Annotated in this window: 13 protein-coding genes and 1 pseudogene; 5 read left to right on the top strand and 9 right to left on the bottom strand. The window is 65.3% G+C overall.

Annotation, left to right across the window (positions count from 1 at the left end; genetic code table 11):
- Positions 1-193 precede the first annotated feature (193 nt).
- Complete coding sequence (locus tag ACWC0C_RS19220) at positions 194-502, top strand: ATP-binding protein (protein ID WP_450864955.1); 309 nt, start codon at positions 194-196, stop codon at positions 500-502.
- Positions 503-599: 97 nt separating this feature from the next.
- Positions 600-1307, top strand: a complete 708-nt coding sequence (gene lexA / locus ACWC0C_RS19215) for a transcriptional repressor LexA (protein WP_450864954.1) — start codon at positions 600-602, stop codon at positions 1305-1307.
- A 232-nt stretch (positions 1308-1539) separates the two neighbouring features.
- Here lexA and ACWC0C_RS19210 read toward each other — a convergent pair whose 3' ends face one another.
- From ACWC0C_RS19210 to ACWC0C_RS19190, 5 genes and pseudogenes are all read right to left on the bottom strand, one after another.
- On the bottom strand, positions 1540-2025 hold the full coding sequence (locus tag ACWC0C_RS19210; protein WP_450864953.1) for a DUF6009 family protein: 486 nt from the start codon (positions 2023-2025) through the stop codon (positions 1540-1542).
- A 297-nt stretch (positions 2026-2322) separates the two neighbouring features.
- Complete coding sequence (locus ACWC0C_RS19205; protein WP_450864952.1) at positions 2323-3855, bottom strand: DNA primase family protein; 1533 nt, start codon at positions 3853-3855, stop codon at positions 2323-2325.
- A complete protein-coding gene (locus ACWC0C_RS19200; protein WP_450865107.1) occupies positions 3855-4103 on the bottom strand; it encodes a hypothetical protein in 249 nt (82 codons plus the stop codon). Before ACWC0C_RS19200 ends, ACWC0C_RS19205 begins: the two co-directional genes overlap by 1 nt.
- Before the next feature lie 159 nt (positions 4104-4262).
- Positions 4263-4934 (bottom strand): annotated as a pseudogene (locus ACWC0C_RS19195) (bifunctional DNA primase/polymerase); the annotation flags it as partial.
- Positions 4935-5180: 246 nt separating this feature from the next.
- Complete coding sequence (locus ACWC0C_RS19190) at positions 5181-5654, bottom strand: hypothetical protein (RefSeq protein ID WP_450864951.1); 474 nt, start codon at positions 5652-5654, stop codon at positions 5181-5183.
- A gap of 470 nt (positions 5655-6124) precedes the next feature.
- On the opposite strand from ACWC0C_RS19190, the gene ACWC0C_RS19185 reads away from it, so the two are divergent.
- Entirely contained in the window at positions 6125-7516 is a 1392-nt protein-coding gene (locus tag ACWC0C_RS19185) for a DUF2637 domain-containing protein (RefSeq protein ID WP_450864950.1), read from the top strand.
- A 463-nt stretch (positions 7517-7979) separates the two neighbouring features.
- Here ACWC0C_RS19185 and ACWC0C_RS19180 read toward each other — a convergent pair whose 3' ends face one another.
- A complete protein-coding gene (locus ACWC0C_RS19180) occupies positions 7980-8912 on the bottom strand; it encodes a ParA family protein (RefSeq protein ID WP_450864949.1) in 933 nt (310 codons plus the stop codon).
- Between the two features lie 98 nt (positions 8913-9010).
- The gene (locus tag ACWC0C_RS19175; RefSeq protein ID WP_450864948.1) at positions 9011-10498 is read right to left on the bottom strand and encodes a ParB/RepB/Spo0J family partition protein; all 1488 of its coding nucleotides are present in this window, start codon (positions 10496-10498) and stop codon (positions 9011-9013) included.
- 1556 nt (positions 10499-12054) lie between these two features.
- Here ACWC0C_RS19175 and ACWC0C_RS19170 point away from each other — a divergent pair.
- The gene (locus tag ACWC0C_RS19170; protein ID WP_450864947.1) at positions 12055-12771 is read left to right on the top strand and encodes a hypothetical protein; all 717 of its coding nucleotides are present in this window, start codon (positions 12055-12057) and stop codon (positions 12769-12771) included.
- A 2462-nt stretch (positions 12772-15233) separates the two neighbouring features.
- On the opposite strand, the gene ACWC0C_RS19165 is transcribed toward ACWC0C_RS19170, so the two are convergent.
- Together ACWC0C_RS19165 and ACWC0C_RS19160 are read right to left on the bottom strand one after the other, a co-directional pair.
- A complete protein-coding gene (locus ACWC0C_RS19165; RefSeq protein WP_450864946.1) occupies positions 15234-16013 on the bottom strand; it encodes a helix-turn-helix domain-containing protein in 780 nt (259 codons plus the stop codon).
- Between the two features lie 1208 nt (positions 16014-17221).
- Positions 17222-17476 (bottom strand): hypothetical protein, encoded by a 255-nt coding sequence (locus tag ACWC0C_RS19160; protein ID WP_450864945.1) that lies wholly within the window; start codon positions 17474-17476, stop codon positions 17222-17224.
- Between the two features lie 1062 nt (positions 17477-18538).
- On the opposite strand from ACWC0C_RS19160, the gene ACWC0C_RS19155 reads away from it, so the two are divergent.
- Entirely contained in the window at positions 18539-19183 is a 645-nt protein-coding gene (locus ACWC0C_RS19155; RefSeq protein WP_450864944.1) for a UDP binding domain-containing protein, read from the top strand.
- Positions 19184-19250 lie beyond the last annotated feature (67 nt).

Raw genomic sequence — 19250 nt, 5'->3', positions numbered from 1 at the left:
ACAGCCTGTGCCCAGGTTCTCGCACCAGATCAGCAGCCCGGTTACGCAAGCGGGACACCCCAACCCCCAGCACCGATGGACGCGGCGAAGCTCAGTCTCCCGGCCTGCCGAAACCGCCCAGATCAGCGCGCTGCGCTCCGCAGGGGCGGATCTGCTCCAGGCCTGCCTCCCGGACCCCCACGCCTACGACGCAGTGGAGAGCGACGCCAAATTACTTATCACCGAAATCGCGACCAATGCCCTCGTGCATGGCGAGGCACCGGTTCTGACGCTCACCCTGGCCGCCAGCGGACGCGCCATCCGATTCTCCATCACCGGCCAGACCGGCGATCTGCCCCCCGGACAACGCCGGCCGTGCCCGCAGCCCACCGCTGAATCCGGGCGGGGACTGGTCCTCGTCGACGCGCTGGCGACGGCGTGGGGAACCGACCCCCAGCTTGGCGTTTGGTTCGTCCTTACCATCCCCGAGGCCGTCGCTGCACCGCCGACTCTGACGTCCTGACCTCAGAGAACAGCCAAAACTCAATGATCGAATACCAGTGCGAGATGGTCTCCAGGCGGGTTACCGTTGCCCCAAGCACCTGAACGGAGGGGGCCGCATGGGGGCCATCACCAACCAGAAGAGCATCGGGCGGCCGCCAGGAATCCGCACAGGAACAGACGGCCTCACCCAACGACAGCGGGACGTCATCGCCTGCATCACCGATTCAGTCCAGCAGCGCGGCTACCCCCCGTCGATGAGGGAGATCGGCCAGGCCACCGGCCTCGCAAGCACCTCATCAGTGGCCCACCAACTCATGACCCTGGAGAAGAAGGGCCTGCTGCGCCGCGACCCGCACCGGCCGCGCTGCTACGTCCCAGTTCACGCACCCGAGCCCGACCCCAGCGACGCCCAACTGACCGCCCGGGCAGCAGAGGCCGAACGCGCTGCGGCCACGACTGAGGTCCCTCTCATAGGCCGCATCGCCGCCGGCACGCCGATCACCGCAGAGCAGCACGTGGACGCCCGACTGCCGCTACCCCGCCAACTCGTCGGACACGGCGACCTCTTCGCCCTCACGGTCACCGGCGACTCGATGATTGGTGCGCACATCACCAGTGGGGACCAGGTCGTCATCCGGGTTCAGCCGACGGCAGAGAACGGCGAAATCGTCGCCGCGATGCTCGACAGCGAGGCCACCGTGAAGCGCCTCAAGGTGGACGGTGAGAGCGCGTGGCTGATACCGGAGAACGACGCCTTCACTCCTATCCGAGCGGACCAGGCAACGATCCTGGGAAAGGTCGTCGCTGTGGTGCGCACCTTGTGAAACCGGCCCCGGGTGATGCTGCAGCCTCGGGCCCGCAGCTGAGCAACCTCCGTAAGCACCACTTCGGGGCCGTCATTGCCGGTGGGCAGGGACACTGTCCCTGCCCACCCGCTTCTCAAAAAGCGCAGGTCAGATACCTGGTGCCTCTAGTCTTCTGCCGTCTTCAGGGGCAGACAGGGACAGAGTTTCCAGCAACCGGCACAGGAAAAGCCTGGAGCGTGGGCACTCCAGCTCAGAAGAGCATGCCGTTCTCCTCCGCCGACTGGGCTGGTGCCCTCTCCGCCGGCGGAGACGTATTTTCCGGCGACACGGACCTGCCTCGGGCGCGGTCCGTCAGGGTCCCCACCACCCTCGGCTTCACCGTCCGTGGGTCGACAGCTTCCGTCGGCGTCGACCCCTGGTACCTCACCCGCTCACCATCAGCCTCCCCCTCACTGCGGTCCTGCGGCTTCACGTAGAACACCCGCCGTTCCCAGCGGCCAGAACCCAGAACAGCCGGGGGCTCCGCATCCGTCTTGAGGTTGGCGTAACCGACGATCCGAGCATCCCAGGTGATCCGCGGCACCCCACGCCTCGTCGGTGTCTTGACCAGGTCCTGACGCACGTAGTCGTAGCGCGCCATGACAGCCTCCTCCCCCTCAACCCAAACGATCTCCACCTCGTCGGCGATCTTTTGTGCCAAGGTTTCGGACATCGACGAGACCCCTTCCTCGGTCACGGCGTGATCACGGGGCTTGGGAACAGGCAGAGTGGAGGCACTCGGTGTGCCCCTGGACGTAAGACTCTGTCCCTGCTCAGAAAACACCAGGTCAGACGGCATATCAGCAGGCATTGAGGGACTCACAGGGACTCTTAGGGACAGATTCTCTAGCTTGTCGGGTGAACAGGAAGACACTCCAGAACGGAGACATATAGCGGAAGTGTGTCCCTGTGTGTCCCTGTCCTGGTGGCCCGAGAGCCTCTGACCAGGAGTTTTTCGCTCGTGACCCGAAGCAGGACTTCTGTCCCTGGCTCATCACTGTGCCCCTGCCGTCTTGGACTGGTCTTGGGACTCCTCAATGAGACCAATACCCACGTAGTGCCGCCGCCCGTTGCTCTTGACCATGTCCTTCGCGCTCTTCATCTTGGCCTGGCGCCTGATGGCGTTGCCGAACTCACGGACAGGAACGGGGCGCATGCCTGCGTTGGCGCACCAAGCCTCGTATGCCCGTCGCAGCTGAGCCTGCTCGGCCCTATAGGTTGTGTGCGGGCCCACCACACAGCACTCGCGGACAAACTGGCCGACGCTGTCCTCACTCTCCTCGTAGTCCTGCGTAGCCAGCCGCACGGAGTCCGGGCCAGCCAGCTTGCGGTCATCGCTGTCGAAGTAGGCCACGGCCCCGTCGACGAGCCACTGGAGAATGCCCGGTCCCTCGTTGGTCACCATCTTGGCCGCGAGGTTCTCCACTACGTCCTCATCCCTGACCGTCCGCGCGAACAGGATGATCCTCATCCTGCGCCAGAAGGAGAAACCGCCGGTTTCCACCGTCGGCCGGTGATTACCGATGAGCCAGAGCTTGTGGGTCGGGCTGAAGGTGAAGAAGTTCTGCCGCATCCTCCGGGCCTTGATTTGATCTCCGCCTGTGAGGAGCTTCAGCTTCGCCTCGTCGAACTTGGCGCCCGGGTCGATCTCGCTGCAGAAGACCAGCCGACGCCCCTGCAGGTCCGCCATCTCCGTCGGGTGGTCGGGATACAGGGGGGCCATCAAGAAGTTCGGCGGAGCCGTATCTGCGTAGTCGCCCAACAGAGCCAGTAGAACGGCAACCAGCACGGACTTGCCGTTCTGCCCCTCACCGAACAAGAAGGGCATGATCTGCGCGTCGACATCGCCGGAGATGCTGTAGCCGCAGAGCCGCTGCAGATACGCGATCATCTCGCGGCCTTCTGCATCGTCGCCGAACGTGTCGATGAGGAATTTGTCCCAGATCGGAGTTGGCATCCGCCGAGGTCCCACCGTGGTGGAGCGTGTGTGGGCCTGATCCCGGCTCGGCTCGAGGAGTCCGCCCGTGCGCAGGTTGACAATGCCCGCCGGCGTGCACAGTGCGTACGGATCGGCGTCGAGCTCATCGGACTCGAGCTGGAGGTCGGGCAGGCTCTCTGCGGTCTGAATGAGTGCCCGCACGCCAGAGATGCTCAGTGACTTCTTCTTGTGCTTCTGCAGCTCTCTGTCGGGGAATCGAACCGAGGAGTTCTGTCGAGGGTCGGGATAGGGCATTCGCTCGGCCAGCTGAAAAACCGAGTTCTGAATGGCCTTTGACTTGGCATCGAGCTGCCAGCGGTGGCCGGCCCACTTGTACCAGCCGTGTTCGGGAACGTAGCGGTACTCGTCACCGAACACCTTGAGGAACAGGTGAGCCATGCCCCAGTCCGTCAGCGAGGACGGGAGAAGAACTTCGGTGGGCGCGCACTCGGCGGGCTCTCCGGCCCCGATGAGCGCCTGAGCCGAAGCGGTGGCGCTGTAGGACTCCGGAGCCCGACTCGTCGGCACAGAACTGCTCGTGGTGCTCATCAGCGGTCTTTCGGAGTGAGGGGCTGGCGCTGTCCCGCGACCAGTCCGGATTGGATGATGCTGCGTGCCTGCCGCTCGCGCCCTGGACGGGCGTGGAGAGCGGCCTGCAAGAGGGCGGCCTCGGCCTCGGTCTGGCTGGCGATGAACCCCGCAGCTACGAGCCCGCCGAGGGTATAAGCGGCCCGGTTCACCTTGGCGTTCCAGCCACTGCCCTCACTGAGTGATGCGCAGTCTGCCACGTCGCTCAAGGCCGTCGCTGTAACCTTCGCCGCCCATGCGGAACTTGTCGCAGGGGAAGTGGTGGCCATCCGTGCCCGGTTGGGAACCTGAGAGCGTCTCTGCGCCGGAGGCCTGGCCGTGAGAAGATGCCCGGTTTTCTCAAGCGCGCCCGCTAGCCACCCGGGCAGCCGAGCAGGCCGACGGCAAGATCCCACCGGCTCGTAGCTTCCGGCAGCGACCTGGGTGCCCGGCGCGATGATGTAGCCGCCGTGGGCGCGTACGTCCAACTGCCACCCCAGCGCTACCCCCTTGAGGTTGCCGCCTGTCGAGCACCGCCACGTCGTCTGCCGAGGTGCGCGAAAGTACAGATGCATCCCGCCGCTCGGCGTACGTACGGCCAGCGTGCGCTCCCCGTCAGTGAAGTCCTCGCCGTCGAGAGCCCGGCTCAGCACACGGAAGGCATCGAGCCCGTTGCGGATAGACCTGAGCATTTCTTCGGGTACGGAGAAGGCAGGCAACAGACATGAGAGTTCCGAAGGCGGTGTGGCCGCGTGACAGTCGAGGTCAACCACTAGGAGCTCAGCAGGCCCAGTGGAGATTCCAACGCCCATATGCGGGCTTCCGCCCCACCACCGGTCGATCAGCGAGGGTTCTCGCGTCGCCGCATGAAAGCCGTGACACCAAAGTCCCCGCCTCAGACAGCCACACTCCTCCACCGAGTGAGGAACGTGATCGGGATGACTGATGCGGCAGCGGGGGCACCCTGGCATCGGGATCTTTCCCATGGGCTGCAGCGGATGTACAGGCCAACCCTGGCGCGCGCACCAGCGGGCGATGTCGATGGAGTTGGCAGCCCTCATCGAAGTGAGAGTCCTGCCGTGCCCGGGAACCGGGGGCGGCTCGCAGCCGGCCTGCAGTCCCACTGGATGAAATGGGTTGCCGTCATGATCACCAGCTCTTGAGTGTTCGACGAAAGAGAGAAGGACAGAAGGTCGACCTGGCGAACCGGTCAGTCCGTGATCTGGCTGGTAACCTCGAAGGCACCAAGCGGAGGCCCAGCCTGCGTAGGCACCCTCACTGTTTCCGGCAGATGGGGGTGCCTTTTCTCATGCCACGAGCACCCCCTCGCTCGCTGCCTCGTCCGCAGCACCCGGAACCGCAAGCGCCCACTTCCCCAACGGCAGCAGCACCAGATGCTCGACAGCCTCCCCGGTGTGCATCCACTCGGAAACCGCCTCAAGAGCGGCGGTCGCCTCGCACTTGTCGGAATGCACGACGATCGTGGTCCGGGCATCGAACTCGCCTGAGTTCAGCAGGCGCCGCACCGTCTCGATCAACTTTCGATCCCGCTCCTGTGCTGCCGCGGTCCACTCACCAGCCTGAGCGCGGCGATTGGTCGAGCGCGTAGCGCCAAGAGCATGAGCGCATCGCGCCACCACCACGTCAGCGCCAGTGAGCTGCCGTGCCGGCGGCAACAGGCCGATCCGAGAGAGATTCCGAAGAGTCTGCCGACTGACGCCGGATTGCGCGGCAACCCAGTGCTGCGACCGGGGCTGCCGCAGCGCCGCCACATCGATCATCAACTATCCCTGGTACTCGAAAAGCCACCCGGCTCCCAGAAACGACTTCGGGGAACCCCTCACCAGCCCGCAGACAGGCGGGCCGCGGCCCCGAGTGGACGAGCCTCGACCACCGGAGTTGCGACCACACTTAACTCCAGTCCCAGCACCGTGGTCAAACACGCCCCACCCGACACGCCGCAGATGAGCAGATTAGTGACCGCCTCACAACATATCCGCAGGTCAGGCAGATAGCCTCAAGGCGCCCCCGAAGCCCCAGGCATGCGCCGACATCACCCGCCCCGATGCACCTGTCCTCCCAGCGTGGGTGACCCTCGTCCAGCACTACCCGGTCCAGCTCACGCCCGGCCTAGACTTCGGTCAACGATCACCGCTGCCGTACGTCACGGACGCCCGAGAACTCGGCATTGGAGTACCCCTTCAGCTGCGTCTCGGCCCGGGTCGGCCTCATCGCAAGGGGACACCTACCTGTGGACAAGCAGATATCACCCACTCCCCTCCAACGCTGTCTCATCGCAGTCGTGGTTGTGGGTGCCCTGCTTGTCGCCGGCATCGCATTCGTCGGCTCCTACAGTGCAGTTCACCATCTCGCGGACGACAAGGGCTTCGGCACGTTCTCGATCGTGTTCCCCATCGGCATCGATTGCGGAATCCTCGTCGTCCTTGCACTGGACGTCCTCCTAACCTGGCTTCGTTGTCCCTTCCCCCTGCTGCGCTACAGCGCATGGCTGCTGACCGGCGCGACCATCGCTTTCAACGCCGCCGTCCTATGGCCGGATCCGCTGGGGACCGCGATGCACGCAGTTCTCCCACTGATTTTCACGGTGTCGGTGGAAGCAGCCCGCCATGCCGTCGGCAGACTGGCCGACATCACCGACGCAAGACACATCGAAAGCATCCGCCTGGCCCGCTGGCTTCTCTCCCCCGTGCCCACGTTCAAGCTCTGGCGCGGAATGCAGCTGTGGAACCGCCGCTCCTACCAGGCGGCCCTGAAGGAGGAGCAGGACCGACTCGTCTACATCGCCAAACTCAAGCGTCGGCACGGCCTGTGGTGGCGCTTCAAGGCGCCAATCGAGGAACTCCTCCCCCTCCGTCTAGCAGCCCTCGGTGTGCCACTCCCACACCGCGGCGAATCGGCGAAGCCCAAGACTGTTCCCTCGGCCCCGCTGGAACGCCCTGCCCGGTCCCCGGCGTTTGGTCGGCTTCCTGTGATGGCGGGGCCTGAGCCTGCCGTCAGCACGCGGCAGGACACAGGCCGCCCTCGACGTCGGATAGACACTCGGCCGCTGAAGCCATCCCCGACCTCTGGTCACGTCACGGCCCTTGGTCCCCAGGTTTCCGAGCTCGGCGAAACGTCGTCTTTTGCGACCAGGGTGGCAGTGGATCCCCCGCCCACCACGCTCGAGGCTGGTGTCTTTTCCTTCATGCCAGCGCCCGAAGTGAGGCCGCAGCCCGCGCCGGAGCACGAGCTGGGGCTGCTGCCGGAGCGCGAGCCGGAACAGGAGCCGAGGGCACGGCCCGAACCTGGGCCCGAGCGGGAGCCGGAACCCGAGCCGGAACCCGAGCCGGAACCGAAGCCGAGGGCATGGCCCCAACCTGAAGCACCTCGAAGCAGCAGCATCATCGCCGGCACGGGCGCTACTCGGGCCGAGGCCATCTACGCCGTCTTCGCTGGACTCACAGACCAGTCCGGGAAGTACCCCAGCATGCCCCAGTTGTCGAAGTTCCTTTTCGAAGAGCACGGCATCACGGGGCAGAAAGGGCGCCCCATGAGCGCCGAGAGCTTGAGGCGCTACCGCAAAGAATGGGTCGCGCGCTACGAGCGTGAGACGCCGGGCACCGGCGCTGACCTCCCCGGCTAGCCAGGTGCGGGCACTTCGTGCTTTTGTGAATTGAGCGCGACAGTGCGCAGGCGCCCGTCGCAGATGCAGGGACAGGCTTGTGTCCCGCCTCACTGGGCCGAGTCAGAAACTCAACCGAGGTCTCGGACAGGACCTGATGCAGAGGTGCCCGATGCGCGAGGGACTGCAGGCCTCGCTTCTTAGAACTCTGAGGAGACTTGCTTCGGCGGTCTGTCAAGACCTGCCTGGGTCTCCCGGCGCGGCCAGAGTATTCGCGAGCACATAGTGCCTTTGTGAAGTGCAAGCAGGGCACGTATGGGGCTCCGTCTACGTCGGCTGGCTCACGGACAGCGTTACGGGCCGCCGCGAATGAACGTGCAGACAGCAGGTGGCCCAGGGTGTTCCGAAAAGCCTGCTGGGCCTGCCCGACGTGGGATCGGTGCAGGCCCAGTACATCCCCGGGGGGGTTTCGCCGACGAAACTCCTATGCAGCAAGACGCAGATCGCGTGCGATGACCGCGCCGATCGCGTCGAACTGCTCCATGATCAGCGGATCCTGCCCCTGCATGTAGTAGTGGACGGGCTCCTGCTCCTTGACGCTCTCCGCTACTTGCACGTTCTCAGAGACGTAGGGCAGGAGCATGTCGCCATAGAAGGCCTTGAGCTCCTCGTACATCTCGACGTAGAACTTGCCGCGGTTCTTCACGTATCCGTTGAAGAGGATGTAGCGCAGGTCGGCAGCCCCGCCTGAGAACTCAAACTGCTCCTGTGCCGTACTGATCAGCGCCTTCAGCCCGTGCAGGGTGTCGTCGTCCTTGGTGTCTGGCTTGACACAGCCGACGACGTAGTCGGATGCACCAAGCTCAGTGAGCTCGAGGGTGTCGAAGGTTCCCCGGCTGTCGATCAGGAGGACATCGAGAGTGCCCGTGGGCAGTGCCTCGATGGACCTCCGAAGCCAGTGGAGCCCCGCCTTCGAGCGCGAGCCAGGACGGCCAGCATTGCGAATGTCTTCAGAGGCGATTGCCATGTCACGAGATCCCAGGATCAAGCTGACGTTGGGGATGGCTTCGAAGCACTTGTCGGTGTCCCAGCGCTCGTCATCCAGGAATTCGCCCTCCTCGCCCCGCGTGACGGGAACGACTCGGGTGCGCGCAGGAACCATGGCTTCCTTGAGGTCGCATTCACCCGTGAGGACGCTATAGATGTTGGGCATCTGCGCCAGACGCGAATAGATCAGCTCAGTGCGCTGAGGGTAGTACTTCCTGTTGGTGACGCCGTATCCGAGGTAAGTAGAGGCTGCCATCGTCTGGTCACAGTCAGCGATACCCACCTTGAGCCCCATGTTGCCAAGGCTGACCGCAGTGTTCACGATGCCAGTGGTCTTCCTCGTTCCACCTCCCTCGTTGGCATAGTCCACAACGAGCGGACCGTCCGGGTACAGACGCCGAGTGAGTGGGAGCTGCAGGGGCAGGGTGATCGATGGGCGGGACGGTTGAGTCACGGAGGCTCCAGAGCTCAAAGTTTCGTTGACGAAATTGCCTCAAGGGCTGACTGGTATCCCGTGATGTCGTAACCAGCACCGTCGTGAAGGTGCTTCAGGTAGCCGGCGGCACGGGCGTCAAGGCGATCCCCGACGCTGCGCAAGTGCAGCTCGTCGGTTGCGAGCGCGACCGCGTACGCCATGGTAAAGACGCCGCCGTCGTCTGCCGCTTCAAGAGCTGCAACATACCTGAATCGGCTGCCGTCCGTCAGCCCGACCCGCTCCGCAATTTGCACAGCAAGGTCAAATGCCTGCCGCGGTGCCTCTACAAGCGCGTGCACAGCGACCCTTCGCATGGCGGCATCCGGCATCGTCCATGTGGCAGAAGACAACACCTTCGTGCACGCCAGCAGCCGAGCGTTGACATCGGGCCCATCGCTCGAATCAGCCCTCTCCGTGGACCTCTCGGATCCTGCTGGTGCGGAGGAAGCCTGGGCAGGCGAGAGATCGGAGCCAGAGCTCTGCTGAGCCGGCACCTTGACGTCGCTGGTACCGACAGTCGCCTCGTCGGAACCCCGTGCGGAGACAGCGGGTTCGAGAGAGTCGTGCGGTGTCGGCGTGGCCTCGGGATTCCCTGCCTCCTGTCCCTCACCACCGCCCGGTACGGCCTCATCCTGCTGCTCGGCAACCTTCTCCGGAATCCCACCATCGTCACCAGAGGCTGGTGCAGTGGGACCCCCTTCAGGCAGCTCATGTGCCAGGTCCGAGGTCCCCGTGTTCGAGTCGGCATCACTCGCGTCCTGGGCGGGCACCCGCGTCTTGCCCAGCAGGGAGTCACAGGCAACCTTCGCCGTGACCTCGTCCTCTTGCATCAAGGCCCAGCCCTGCTCGATCAGCTCGGGCTCCTTCAAGCGGCTGACCAACGTGTATGCCGGCTCCAAGCCGATCTTGCCCTGACGGATCGCGCGCCGCAGGGGGCCGTCCTGCAGCTCAAGGAGCTTCATGCGCTTGGAGATGTCAGAACGCCGCTTGATAGCACTCTGCTCTCCGCCGAGCTTCTCCAAGATCTCGTCGTAGGTAAGGCCTTCCTCCCGCCGGATCCGATCCAGAAGCATGGCCTCCTGAATCGGGTCCCAACCCTTCCGGAAGTTGTTCTCGCTGAGAAGGACAAAATCCCCCTTCTCCAGGAGTCTGTCGCGCAGCACGACAGGCACGCTCTCCGTGAGGGCCTTCTTGCCAAGCAGCGCCCTGTAGCGCCGCTCACCAGCCAAGAGGACCCACTCCACTGTCGGACCGAAGTCGTTCGCGTGCTCCGGGTACTTCGCGACGAAGGCGTCGACTGAGCAGACCGCAGGGTCCTGAATCAGTTCGGTGTTCTCAACGTTGTTCGAGAACTCTTCAAATTCCTCAGTCTGGTACTCCCACTCCTCACGTAGGTTGCGAGGGTTGGGGGCAATCGACTGGAGGGGGGTGAGGAAGCGCTGGCCTTCCTGTCGTCGGTTGAACTGGCCGCGAGGAGCCATGGAGGGATTGCCCGCGCCCGCTGCTCCCGCCGAAGCCGCTGCTGGCGGTGGGGGCGGGGGCGCTGCTGGGGTCCTGCTCTTGTTCCTGTCGCGTGGCATCCAGACTCCAAACTCGACGTGATGCGGATCGCCAGCACCATAGCGTGTTGATCACGACGTCGGCGGCAGACTGCCCTGGCTCCGCATCGCAGAGCTTCACATAACGGTCTTACGAGCTCAGGTCAGACACGCATTCCGGCACTGCGGGTTTCGTTGACGAAACCAGGTGCGGAGCGCAGCGCAGACGCTCGCTTCCCTGGCTCGCTCAGGTAGCCGCTGTCTCAACGAGGTTGTCACCGTCAGTCGACCCTTCGGATGCGACTGGATTCTGAGGTGGGACAGCACAAGTGCGGCAGGGGGTTACTGACACGCGCCCGTTGGTTTCGCCGACGAAACTACAACCGGGTTGGATCCGTAACGCCCGTAGCGCCTCAACGCCTACGCTCATAGGGATCCCGGGGGAGGGACGGACAACAGCGTCCGAGGTCCATCAAGGCTTCATTGACGAAGCTGCTCTTATCGGTCGCAGGCTTGAACGAATGCTCCGCCGGGTGGCCGACCGCCAGGGTAAGTGTCCGCGGGTGTGTGACGTGCCTCCTCGATACCTACGCTGCTGGCCTGCCCTGGCTACAGGGGCGAATCCATCTTGGGCTGCCCTGGGCCATCATTGCCATCCGTTCTCCCTCCACCGGTCCACACTGCTCTCCGCTAGCAGTACTACGTCGATGCTTCCGCTGACGGTGGCTGTGCAGGCCTCGCTAGATGCCGTCGGGCCGCAGGCTGGACCAGGTCCTGGTCATGGACTGAATCGACCTCCTACCGACCCAGCGCAGTAGCCTGCAACCGCGGCGCCGAAGAGAAGTGCCTTCGAGAGGCCTTCTAGTGCCTGTCGTTGACTGTCCTGTCTCTACGAAGCCAGACGCCCCAGAGATGCTGCCCAGGACGGGTGAACCTCGATGAGACCGATGCCCTGGAGCGAAGACACTCATTGAGGGGCGTCGGCCCTGCGACGACTGGATTCGATGAGACGAATCGGCGGACGACTCGGTTCGCTGAGACAGGACACTGAGGCTGGTCAACGCAAAGGCTCCCGCCATGCAGGCGAGGGTGAGTTTCGTCAACGAAACTCCGGTCTCATCACGCGCCAACCTTGTGAAGCAGCAAAGGAGCCCTTTCATGCGGTTTCGCCACATATAGACAAGATGCGATGCTCGCCCTCTTGGCTGGTGTGAGGGAGGTTGGTTTCGCCGGCGAAATTCGCTGGCGAGGCGAGCGTCTGCCTTCGTGGAACACCGGCGGTGGGCGACGGAGATATGCCCCAGCTCCACACGAGCGTGGCCACGAAAGGCGCGTATGACCTGCCGCTTTATCGTGTGGGAAAGAGAAGAGTGGGAGAAGATTGACGGGCCAACCAGAGCCCCCCGGCAACAGAGTGTTGCCCATTCTCTAGGACCCTCATGGAGCAAAAGAGGCCCCCCAAGCCGCTTCGGCCTACGCCCGCGGACACCAGGCGCATCATGGCACGGTTCGAGAAGCGGCACACGACAGCCGACAATCCCCGCCGGGACGAGTTCCCAGATCCCGAGGCCCCAGGAGCCGAACTAGCTGTCGTGATCTTCGCACGCAACCATAAGAGGGCCCTCCCGCGCCTTGCCCGGCGTGCAGAGGCCATTGACCGCCTGGTCCTCATCCAACAGCTTCGCCTCCTACTCGATCGCGAGGAACTGGCTGCGCTTCAGGACGGAAACGAAGCCGGAGCCACGTGGAGGCAGTTGGGGGATCCACTCGGAATCACCACGAAGAACGGCACGGTCCAACGGAAGCAACGACTTCAGGTCGCCGTGGAGCTTGGACCCTCGGCCCTGCGAGCACCACACGTACTGAGGGCACACGAGAGAGGGGAGGCCGCCGAAGAGGACAGCCGCAGCAACTGGGTCCAGCGGAACTACGAACGGGTCCGCCGAACCTCCGCCGAACTCCTCCTCCACCGGGCCGCACTGACCACTGACGAGGATGCCGTTGAATGGCTCGATGACCTGGCGGACCTACTCGAAGAACCAGTGAGCCCAACCTGCGAGGCCAGCATCATCACCCATCTCCGGTTCGCCGTGGAGGAGATCGACCGAGCCGCCGAGGAGAACGGCCAAGCGCCTGCGCACTCACCCGAAGCGGCGGAGGCGCTGAAGGCCGTGCGAAGCCTAATCGGGGGATACAGACGCCGCAGCGCCCCGTAAAGCGGCATCACGTGGCCATGTTCTTCTCCTGGCGCTCGGCCCGGGCACGGGCCAGAGCGAGTCGATGCGTCCGTTCCGCCTGCCGCCGCCGCAGCACCTCTACGCTCGGCTGAGGCGGCTCCGCCGGCTCGGGCGCCCGGAGCGTATTGCGTGTCGCAGCGAATGGATCAGCTCCCTCACTCTCTTCGGCCACCTGAGGCAGACGTAGAGCACGCAGTGCTTCCCGGGTGCGGCGGTACTCCTCGGAACCTGGCCGCCGCACGGGCGCAGCCGCAGGGGTGCGCAGTGCCTCAGGAACCAACCCTGACAGGGACGGCTCCACACTGGACGCCGCCCGCACGTCCGGCGAAAGCACCTTCAGGCCTCGCACCTGATCACCCGAGGCGTCGGCGAGAACTGAAAGCAACTGCCGCTCATGAAGTCGAATGTGTGCCGCAGCCGCCCGGGTCAGGGGCTGCAGTACGAGAAGGCGCTCATCTGTGTCGAAGCCGGCAGCAACGGCGTGCTCCTGGAGCGCGGGGAAGAGCTCTGCCCAGAGATCCCGGACCCGCTCGCCAGCGAGGTCGTCCAGCCAGCCGTGGCTGGTTGCCAGGGCACCCACGGCGACGCCCAGTCCGACGGGGTCACGTCCGCTATCGGCTTGCGACGAACGCGGAGGTCGCCTGCGCGTAGCGGCTGGGGGAGCAGACCGGGAGGCGGCAGCCCATTGACGCAACGCTATTCGGGCCAGATCGGGGCCGCTGGTGGAGGCGGTGCTCGGCTCATGGTCCGGTGCTTCTGTCAAGCCTGCGATGGACTGCGAGGCTGCGTCGTTCCCGAGGGCAAGTGGCGAGGCCGCGGTGCCAGTCATGAGACCCCTGCTCCGCTGGTGGTTGCCAGTGCCGCCTCGAACGCAAGAGCGGTGGCGTCCCAGTCACCTTCGGGGACCGGAAGGCTCAGGTCCGGGGACCGGGGGGCCGCAGGGTCGAGTACGTCCAACCCGCGATGGGTCTGCTGCAGGACGAGCTTGGCACGGCCGCGGCGAATGCCGTCGGCAACGAGTGACACGAGGGTGCTCGGCAGGTGCTGTCTGTCGCTCAGGAAGCCGTAGTCGGCCTGACGGTTGCGCCTGGACCTTGCAGAGTCGCGATCGGCCTCGACGGCACCCCGGCGACCGGCCTCCGTCGGCCAGATGACAGTGGCGCCCTGCAGCCGACGGGCGAGGAATCCGGAAGGGCGCGTAACGCGTTCCGGCGGGGCCTGGAGATTGAGCCACGCCATGACCTCGTCGACCGTCCAGCCGGCATCTGCAACCTCACCGACAACCCAGGCGACGCGGGGGAGAGGGGCACGGTGGAGCCAAGGGATGCGCTCGATGAGCTGAGCTGCCAGTCGGAATCGTCGGCGCACGGGAGAGCCCGAGGAGCGTGAAGAGTTCTTGGGTGCTGTGGGGCTGGCTCCCTTCAGAGGGCTACTAGTAAGTCCCGCAGAAGAAGATCTTCCAGTAGTACCTCCCATTGGGGTGCACGGCCTGCGGCGACGACGGAGCCAGCGCTTTGCCTTCGTTCCCAGCTTGCCCAGGAGCTCGCGACCAGGCTCCGAGCAGCCGGTCACACGCCGCTCGAACCCGCGGCCCGTCGTCATGACACCTACTGCGTGATCGAAGGCAGGAGGGATGGACCAGCGGAACTCCGACGCCAAGGGAGACATTCCTCGCCGACGGGTCCCCTTGACGACATAGACCAGCAGACCGGTCTCTCGAAGGCAGTTGAGGTGGTATTGGACGCAGCGACGTGAGCGGTTCAGTCGGCGCATCAGGTACTCCACGCCGGGTCGGCAAGGAGTCAGCTCGGCGAGTACTGCGGCAAGTTGCACGGTGAGGTCGTTGAAGCGGGGGTGGAGACGCGCGGTCCGGGCCCACAGAACGGCCTGCATCCACGAGTAGGGCGAGCGGGCATCTCGACAGGGACTCTGCGCGAGCCACTGGGAAGGCTCAGCGATGCCGTGATCAAGGCTGGTCGGGGGAACTGTGACACCTGGCGTCCCAGTTGCCCGCTGGATTTCATGAAGTTGGGCAGGGAAAGGGTGACAAGGGGCAGCACTCTGCTGCATAGTGATGTTCACCTGATTCGAGTCGGGATCAGGGCAGCACGAAGCCCCGCCGGGCGCGTACTGCATTTGAGGTGATGTTCGCCTGTTAGTCCGGTTCGCACCCGGACATCAGGACTCGCACGGTCGGCAAACCGGGCGATTGCACGGGGTCTGCGATCTCACAAGAGGTGCTCGCAACACCGAAGTGAGGTGCAGGCCGGCGGCATGAGCGTCTCGCAAACGCCCGCCGCCACGCAGCGGTTACATGCAACACCTCCCAACGACCACGTGGATGAATCCCGTGAACCCCGCACCAGACGGGGACATCTCGTTGCCTAGCCCCAGGGGCATTAACGGGCAGGTCTGGAAGCCGAGCCCAGATATCAGTCGACTCATGCGCACACCAGCTCCAGGTGACTTTGAGGGGAGACCGGACCAAGGGACTGGATGGCCTCACGCAGAAGCCGCCCGTAGGAAACGTTCCGCGGGCTGTTCGCGGGCACCAAGAGGCTGACCGCACCGCTGATGGGGCTCACAGCCTCAGGGGTCGTTCCAGACTGGGGAGGGACCGCGGCAGAGACCCAGTTCCAGCCCGGTAGCGGTGCGGCAGACCGTGCAATACCGGTCTGCCGGATCACCTTGAACTCGGGCTGGTCGGCATCGGGCCCAGCCATGTGAGCCAGGATGACGCGGCCGGGCGCATCCGAGTGGAGTGGCGCCTCTCGCAGTGCGGAAGCCCCGGCAGGATCGCGCAAGACGGCGCGGCGAAGCGCCAGGGACTCGCCCACCAGGTCTGTGCAGACCCGGGTCGCGCCGAGCGACAAGAACGCGTGGAACATGACCACTTCGCCGGTTTCCGCGTGGAGGGACTCCAGAACGCTCTGGACCTCGGCAGCGCCTGAGACCGGCGCGATCAGGCTCTGCCCACGATGGATGTGCAGAGCGAGTGGCACCAGTTCGTAGTGGCCGTACAGACCGGGGGAACGGCGGACGAGACCAGCCTCAATGAGCTGCTGCAGGCGTCGGTACACCAGCCGGCGCGGCAGACCACATACCTCCACGATGTCTCGTGGCTGATGTGGGCCGTGCCCAAGCCGGATCATGGCACGCAGAACCCCGTAAGTCCGCTCGACGGCGCTGTGTTGAGAGGAAGCCAGCTGGCCGACGGACATCGAATGCAACCCCCTGACACTAGATCCTGTGGCGGTGCGGAGGTTGTGCCCGTCATACCTCGTAACAGCCTGAGAACTGATCAGTACCTGACGTCATTGGGACCTGACCAGGAAGTTCAACTTCCGGTGGAGCCCGTCGACCTCTTGTCACAGAGGCAAAGTTACGGCCAGTGCAGGTCTGACCTGCAGAAATAACGGTCAAGCGTTGATGTGTACCAACTTGAAATTTTCCTGAATGAATGTCGACACATCGTCACGAGTCGAGGCGCCCTTACGAACCCTTCACCTGAGAGACCTCGCAGGTCAGGAGCAGATCGGGCGGCAGCGATGTGGCCGCGCGACACAAGGATCGCTTGTGATCAGGGGTCTAGCCCACTGATGACGTGGTAGTCGGGGTCCATGGCACCTTTCTCGTGCTGGCTCACCAAGTCCGATATATATCGCAGTACGTGAAATTCCCCCTACACCAGCATCCGGAAGTTCCGGAAGCGGACGGTAGAAAGATCATGGCGGGTGAGTAAGGCTCAGAGGGCCAGACGGCTCCAGGCTCAGGCCAGGAGTTGGTCAGCAGCCGTCAGGCGGTGAGGCGCAAGGTCAGTGCCCGGACTGCGCGCCTCACCTCCAATGTCGGACCGCCGGTCCTGCTAACGCGCCTGGGCGACGATCGGCCCTCGTGCCTGGACGAGCTCGACGGCTCAAAGAGCGTTAGCTTCGTGTGCCTCTTGATGTCTCAGATGGACTACTTCTTTCTCAGCACACCGACGGGGCCCTGACCAAGGAGAACCTGGCCCGGGAGGCGAAGGTCAGCCACGCGACCGTCCACCGGGCCGAGGCCGTCCTGGCCGAGTGGGACGCCAAGGTCGCGCGCCCAGTCCTCCGCACACGGGCGAAGTGCAGCGAGACGAGACGATCGCCGAGCTCCGCAAGTAGCTGCGGGAGACCAAGGCCCAGGTCACCGAGACCCGGGGCAAGTTGGACGTGCTGGCCACGGTGACCGCCAGTCTCCACTACGAGAACCTCGCGCTGAAGAGGAAGCCCGACAGCAGCCGGCGCTCAGCCGTCATCCCGGCCCAGGACACTGACGCGCCACCGGTTCGAACAGACGGCTGATCACACAAGTCCGTACGCGATGGTGCACGAAGAGGTCGGACACGACCGGACAACGTCCGCCGGTACTTCCCCCTCCTCGAGGAGGGGGAAGTACCGGCTTAGGCGGCGATGCCGAGTTCGGTGCGGGTGCGGTGGAGGTACTCGCGGACGGTCGGCTCCCTGCGCCAGGGGGCGAGGGCGGTGTTGAATTCACGGACGTAGTCCTTTGCCCGGGAGGACTGGACCCGGCCGAGGATGTCGACGGACCGGTTGCCGAGCTCCAGGCCCTGCTCGAGGTCGCGGGCCTGGAGGTGGGCGGTCCCCACGATTGCCAGCCGCATCCCGACCGAGCGGGTGAACACCCCGGTGGGCATGGCTGCGGCCTGCTGGTTCCAGGCCAGGGCGGCCTTGGGGTTCTTGAGGTCGCGGAAGACCTCGGCGGCGTCCGCGGACGGCGGGCATGGTGATAGAAGTCGATCCAGGCGGGCTCCAAGCCGCTGGAACCCTCCGCCTGACTCAGGAGGTCCTCGGAGGCGGCCAGGGCCAGGGAGGCGGCCCTGGAGTCCCTGTCACGGGCATGGGCCCGGGCCTCGATCAGCTTGGTGAACGCCAGCACTCTGGGGGCAGACTGGCCCTTGGCCCGCTCGAAGGCGCCCTGGGCCATGTCGACGGCCTCGGAGGCGAAGCCCCGCAGCAGGGACTGCATCGCTATCGTGGTCAGCACAAAGCAGCCCAGCTGCACGTCCCCGCCCGCGCGGGCCAAGCGGAGGGCCTGGATTAAGTGCCGCTGGGCGATGTCGTGCTGGCCGACGTCGAACGCCGTCCACCCCGCGAGGCGGGACAGTTCCGCGGTCACGGAGAACAGCTCGCGGCCGACGGCGTCGGTGAAGGAGCCCCGCAGCAGTGGGGCGGCCCGTTCGGTCAGGCAGGTGGTGACGGAGTTGGCCTTCCAGTTCCCGCCGCCGTATTTGGAATCCCAGCGGCGGGCGTCGTCGGCCGCGTCGCGGAGTTCGTCGAGGTCGGCCCGGCCGACCTGCTTGCCGCCGGTGTGGGCGGCGGCCTCGTCGGCGGGGGTGACCAGCCAGCGGGTCATGGGGGTGGTGAAGGCGGACACGCCGAAGCCGGATCCGGTCAGGAAGTCACGGCGGTTCACGGAACTCAAGAACGAAGTGGCCACTTGGACCGCCTCGGCACGGTCTCGCGGGAAATCCAACCCCACATTCGCGTCCGGTGTCTCCGCCTCCGCCATGCCGATCTCTGCCAGTGTCACCGGTCGGCCGAAGCGTTCGCCGAGGGCGGCGGCGATCAGCTTGGGCACCGGCCACTTCGGGGTCATTCCGCGCCGGCACCAGTTGGCGACGGAGGTATGCGAGTAGTCGGTTGTCGCCGAGCTCGCCGACGCCCTCGGCCACGACATCCGCATCGGCCGCCGCAGCATGCGGCCCGGCCTCGGCTTCGGCTTCGGCTTCGGCGGAGGCTGCCTGCCCAAGGACCTGCGTGGCTTCATCACCCGCGCCGACGAGCTCGACGCCGGCCAGGCCGTCGGGATCCTCCGCGAAGCCGACGCCGTCAACACCCGCCGCCGACAGCGCGTCGTCGATCTCGCCCGCGAGGAACTCGGCCCTGACCTGCGCGGCAAGCGGATCACCGTCCGGGGCGCCGCCTTCAAGCCCGAGACCGACGACATCCGCGACTCTCCCGCCCTCGCAGTCGCCCAGGCCCTGCACGACTTCGGCGCCACTGTCACCGTCACCGACCCCAAAGCCCTCGACAACGCCCGCAAGCTCCACCCCCAACTCGACTACATCGAAGACTCGATCGCCGCCGTCCAGGACGCCGACCTCCTCCTGCACCTGACCGAGTGGCCTCAGTTCACCCGCATCGATCCCAAGCGCCTCGTCCACCGGACTGCCAGGTCATCGACGCCCGCGGCACCCTCAACACAGACCAGTGGCGCGACGCCGGCTGGATCAGCCGAGCACTCGGACGCGCCTGACCACCGACGCCTCTCACGCGGAAGGGACCGGCCTCAAGGGCCGGTCCCTTCCGGTCGTCCACCGACGGACCCGCCTCACCCCTGAGCCCTTCGTTCTGCAAGGGATCTGCCAGCGAACCTGTCGAGCCGCACGTACGCGCCAAATGTCGGAG

It is taken from the genome of Streptomyces sp. NPDC001709, from assembly GCF_053596375.1.
This window is presented reverse-complemented; position numbering and strand designations above follow the sequence as displayed.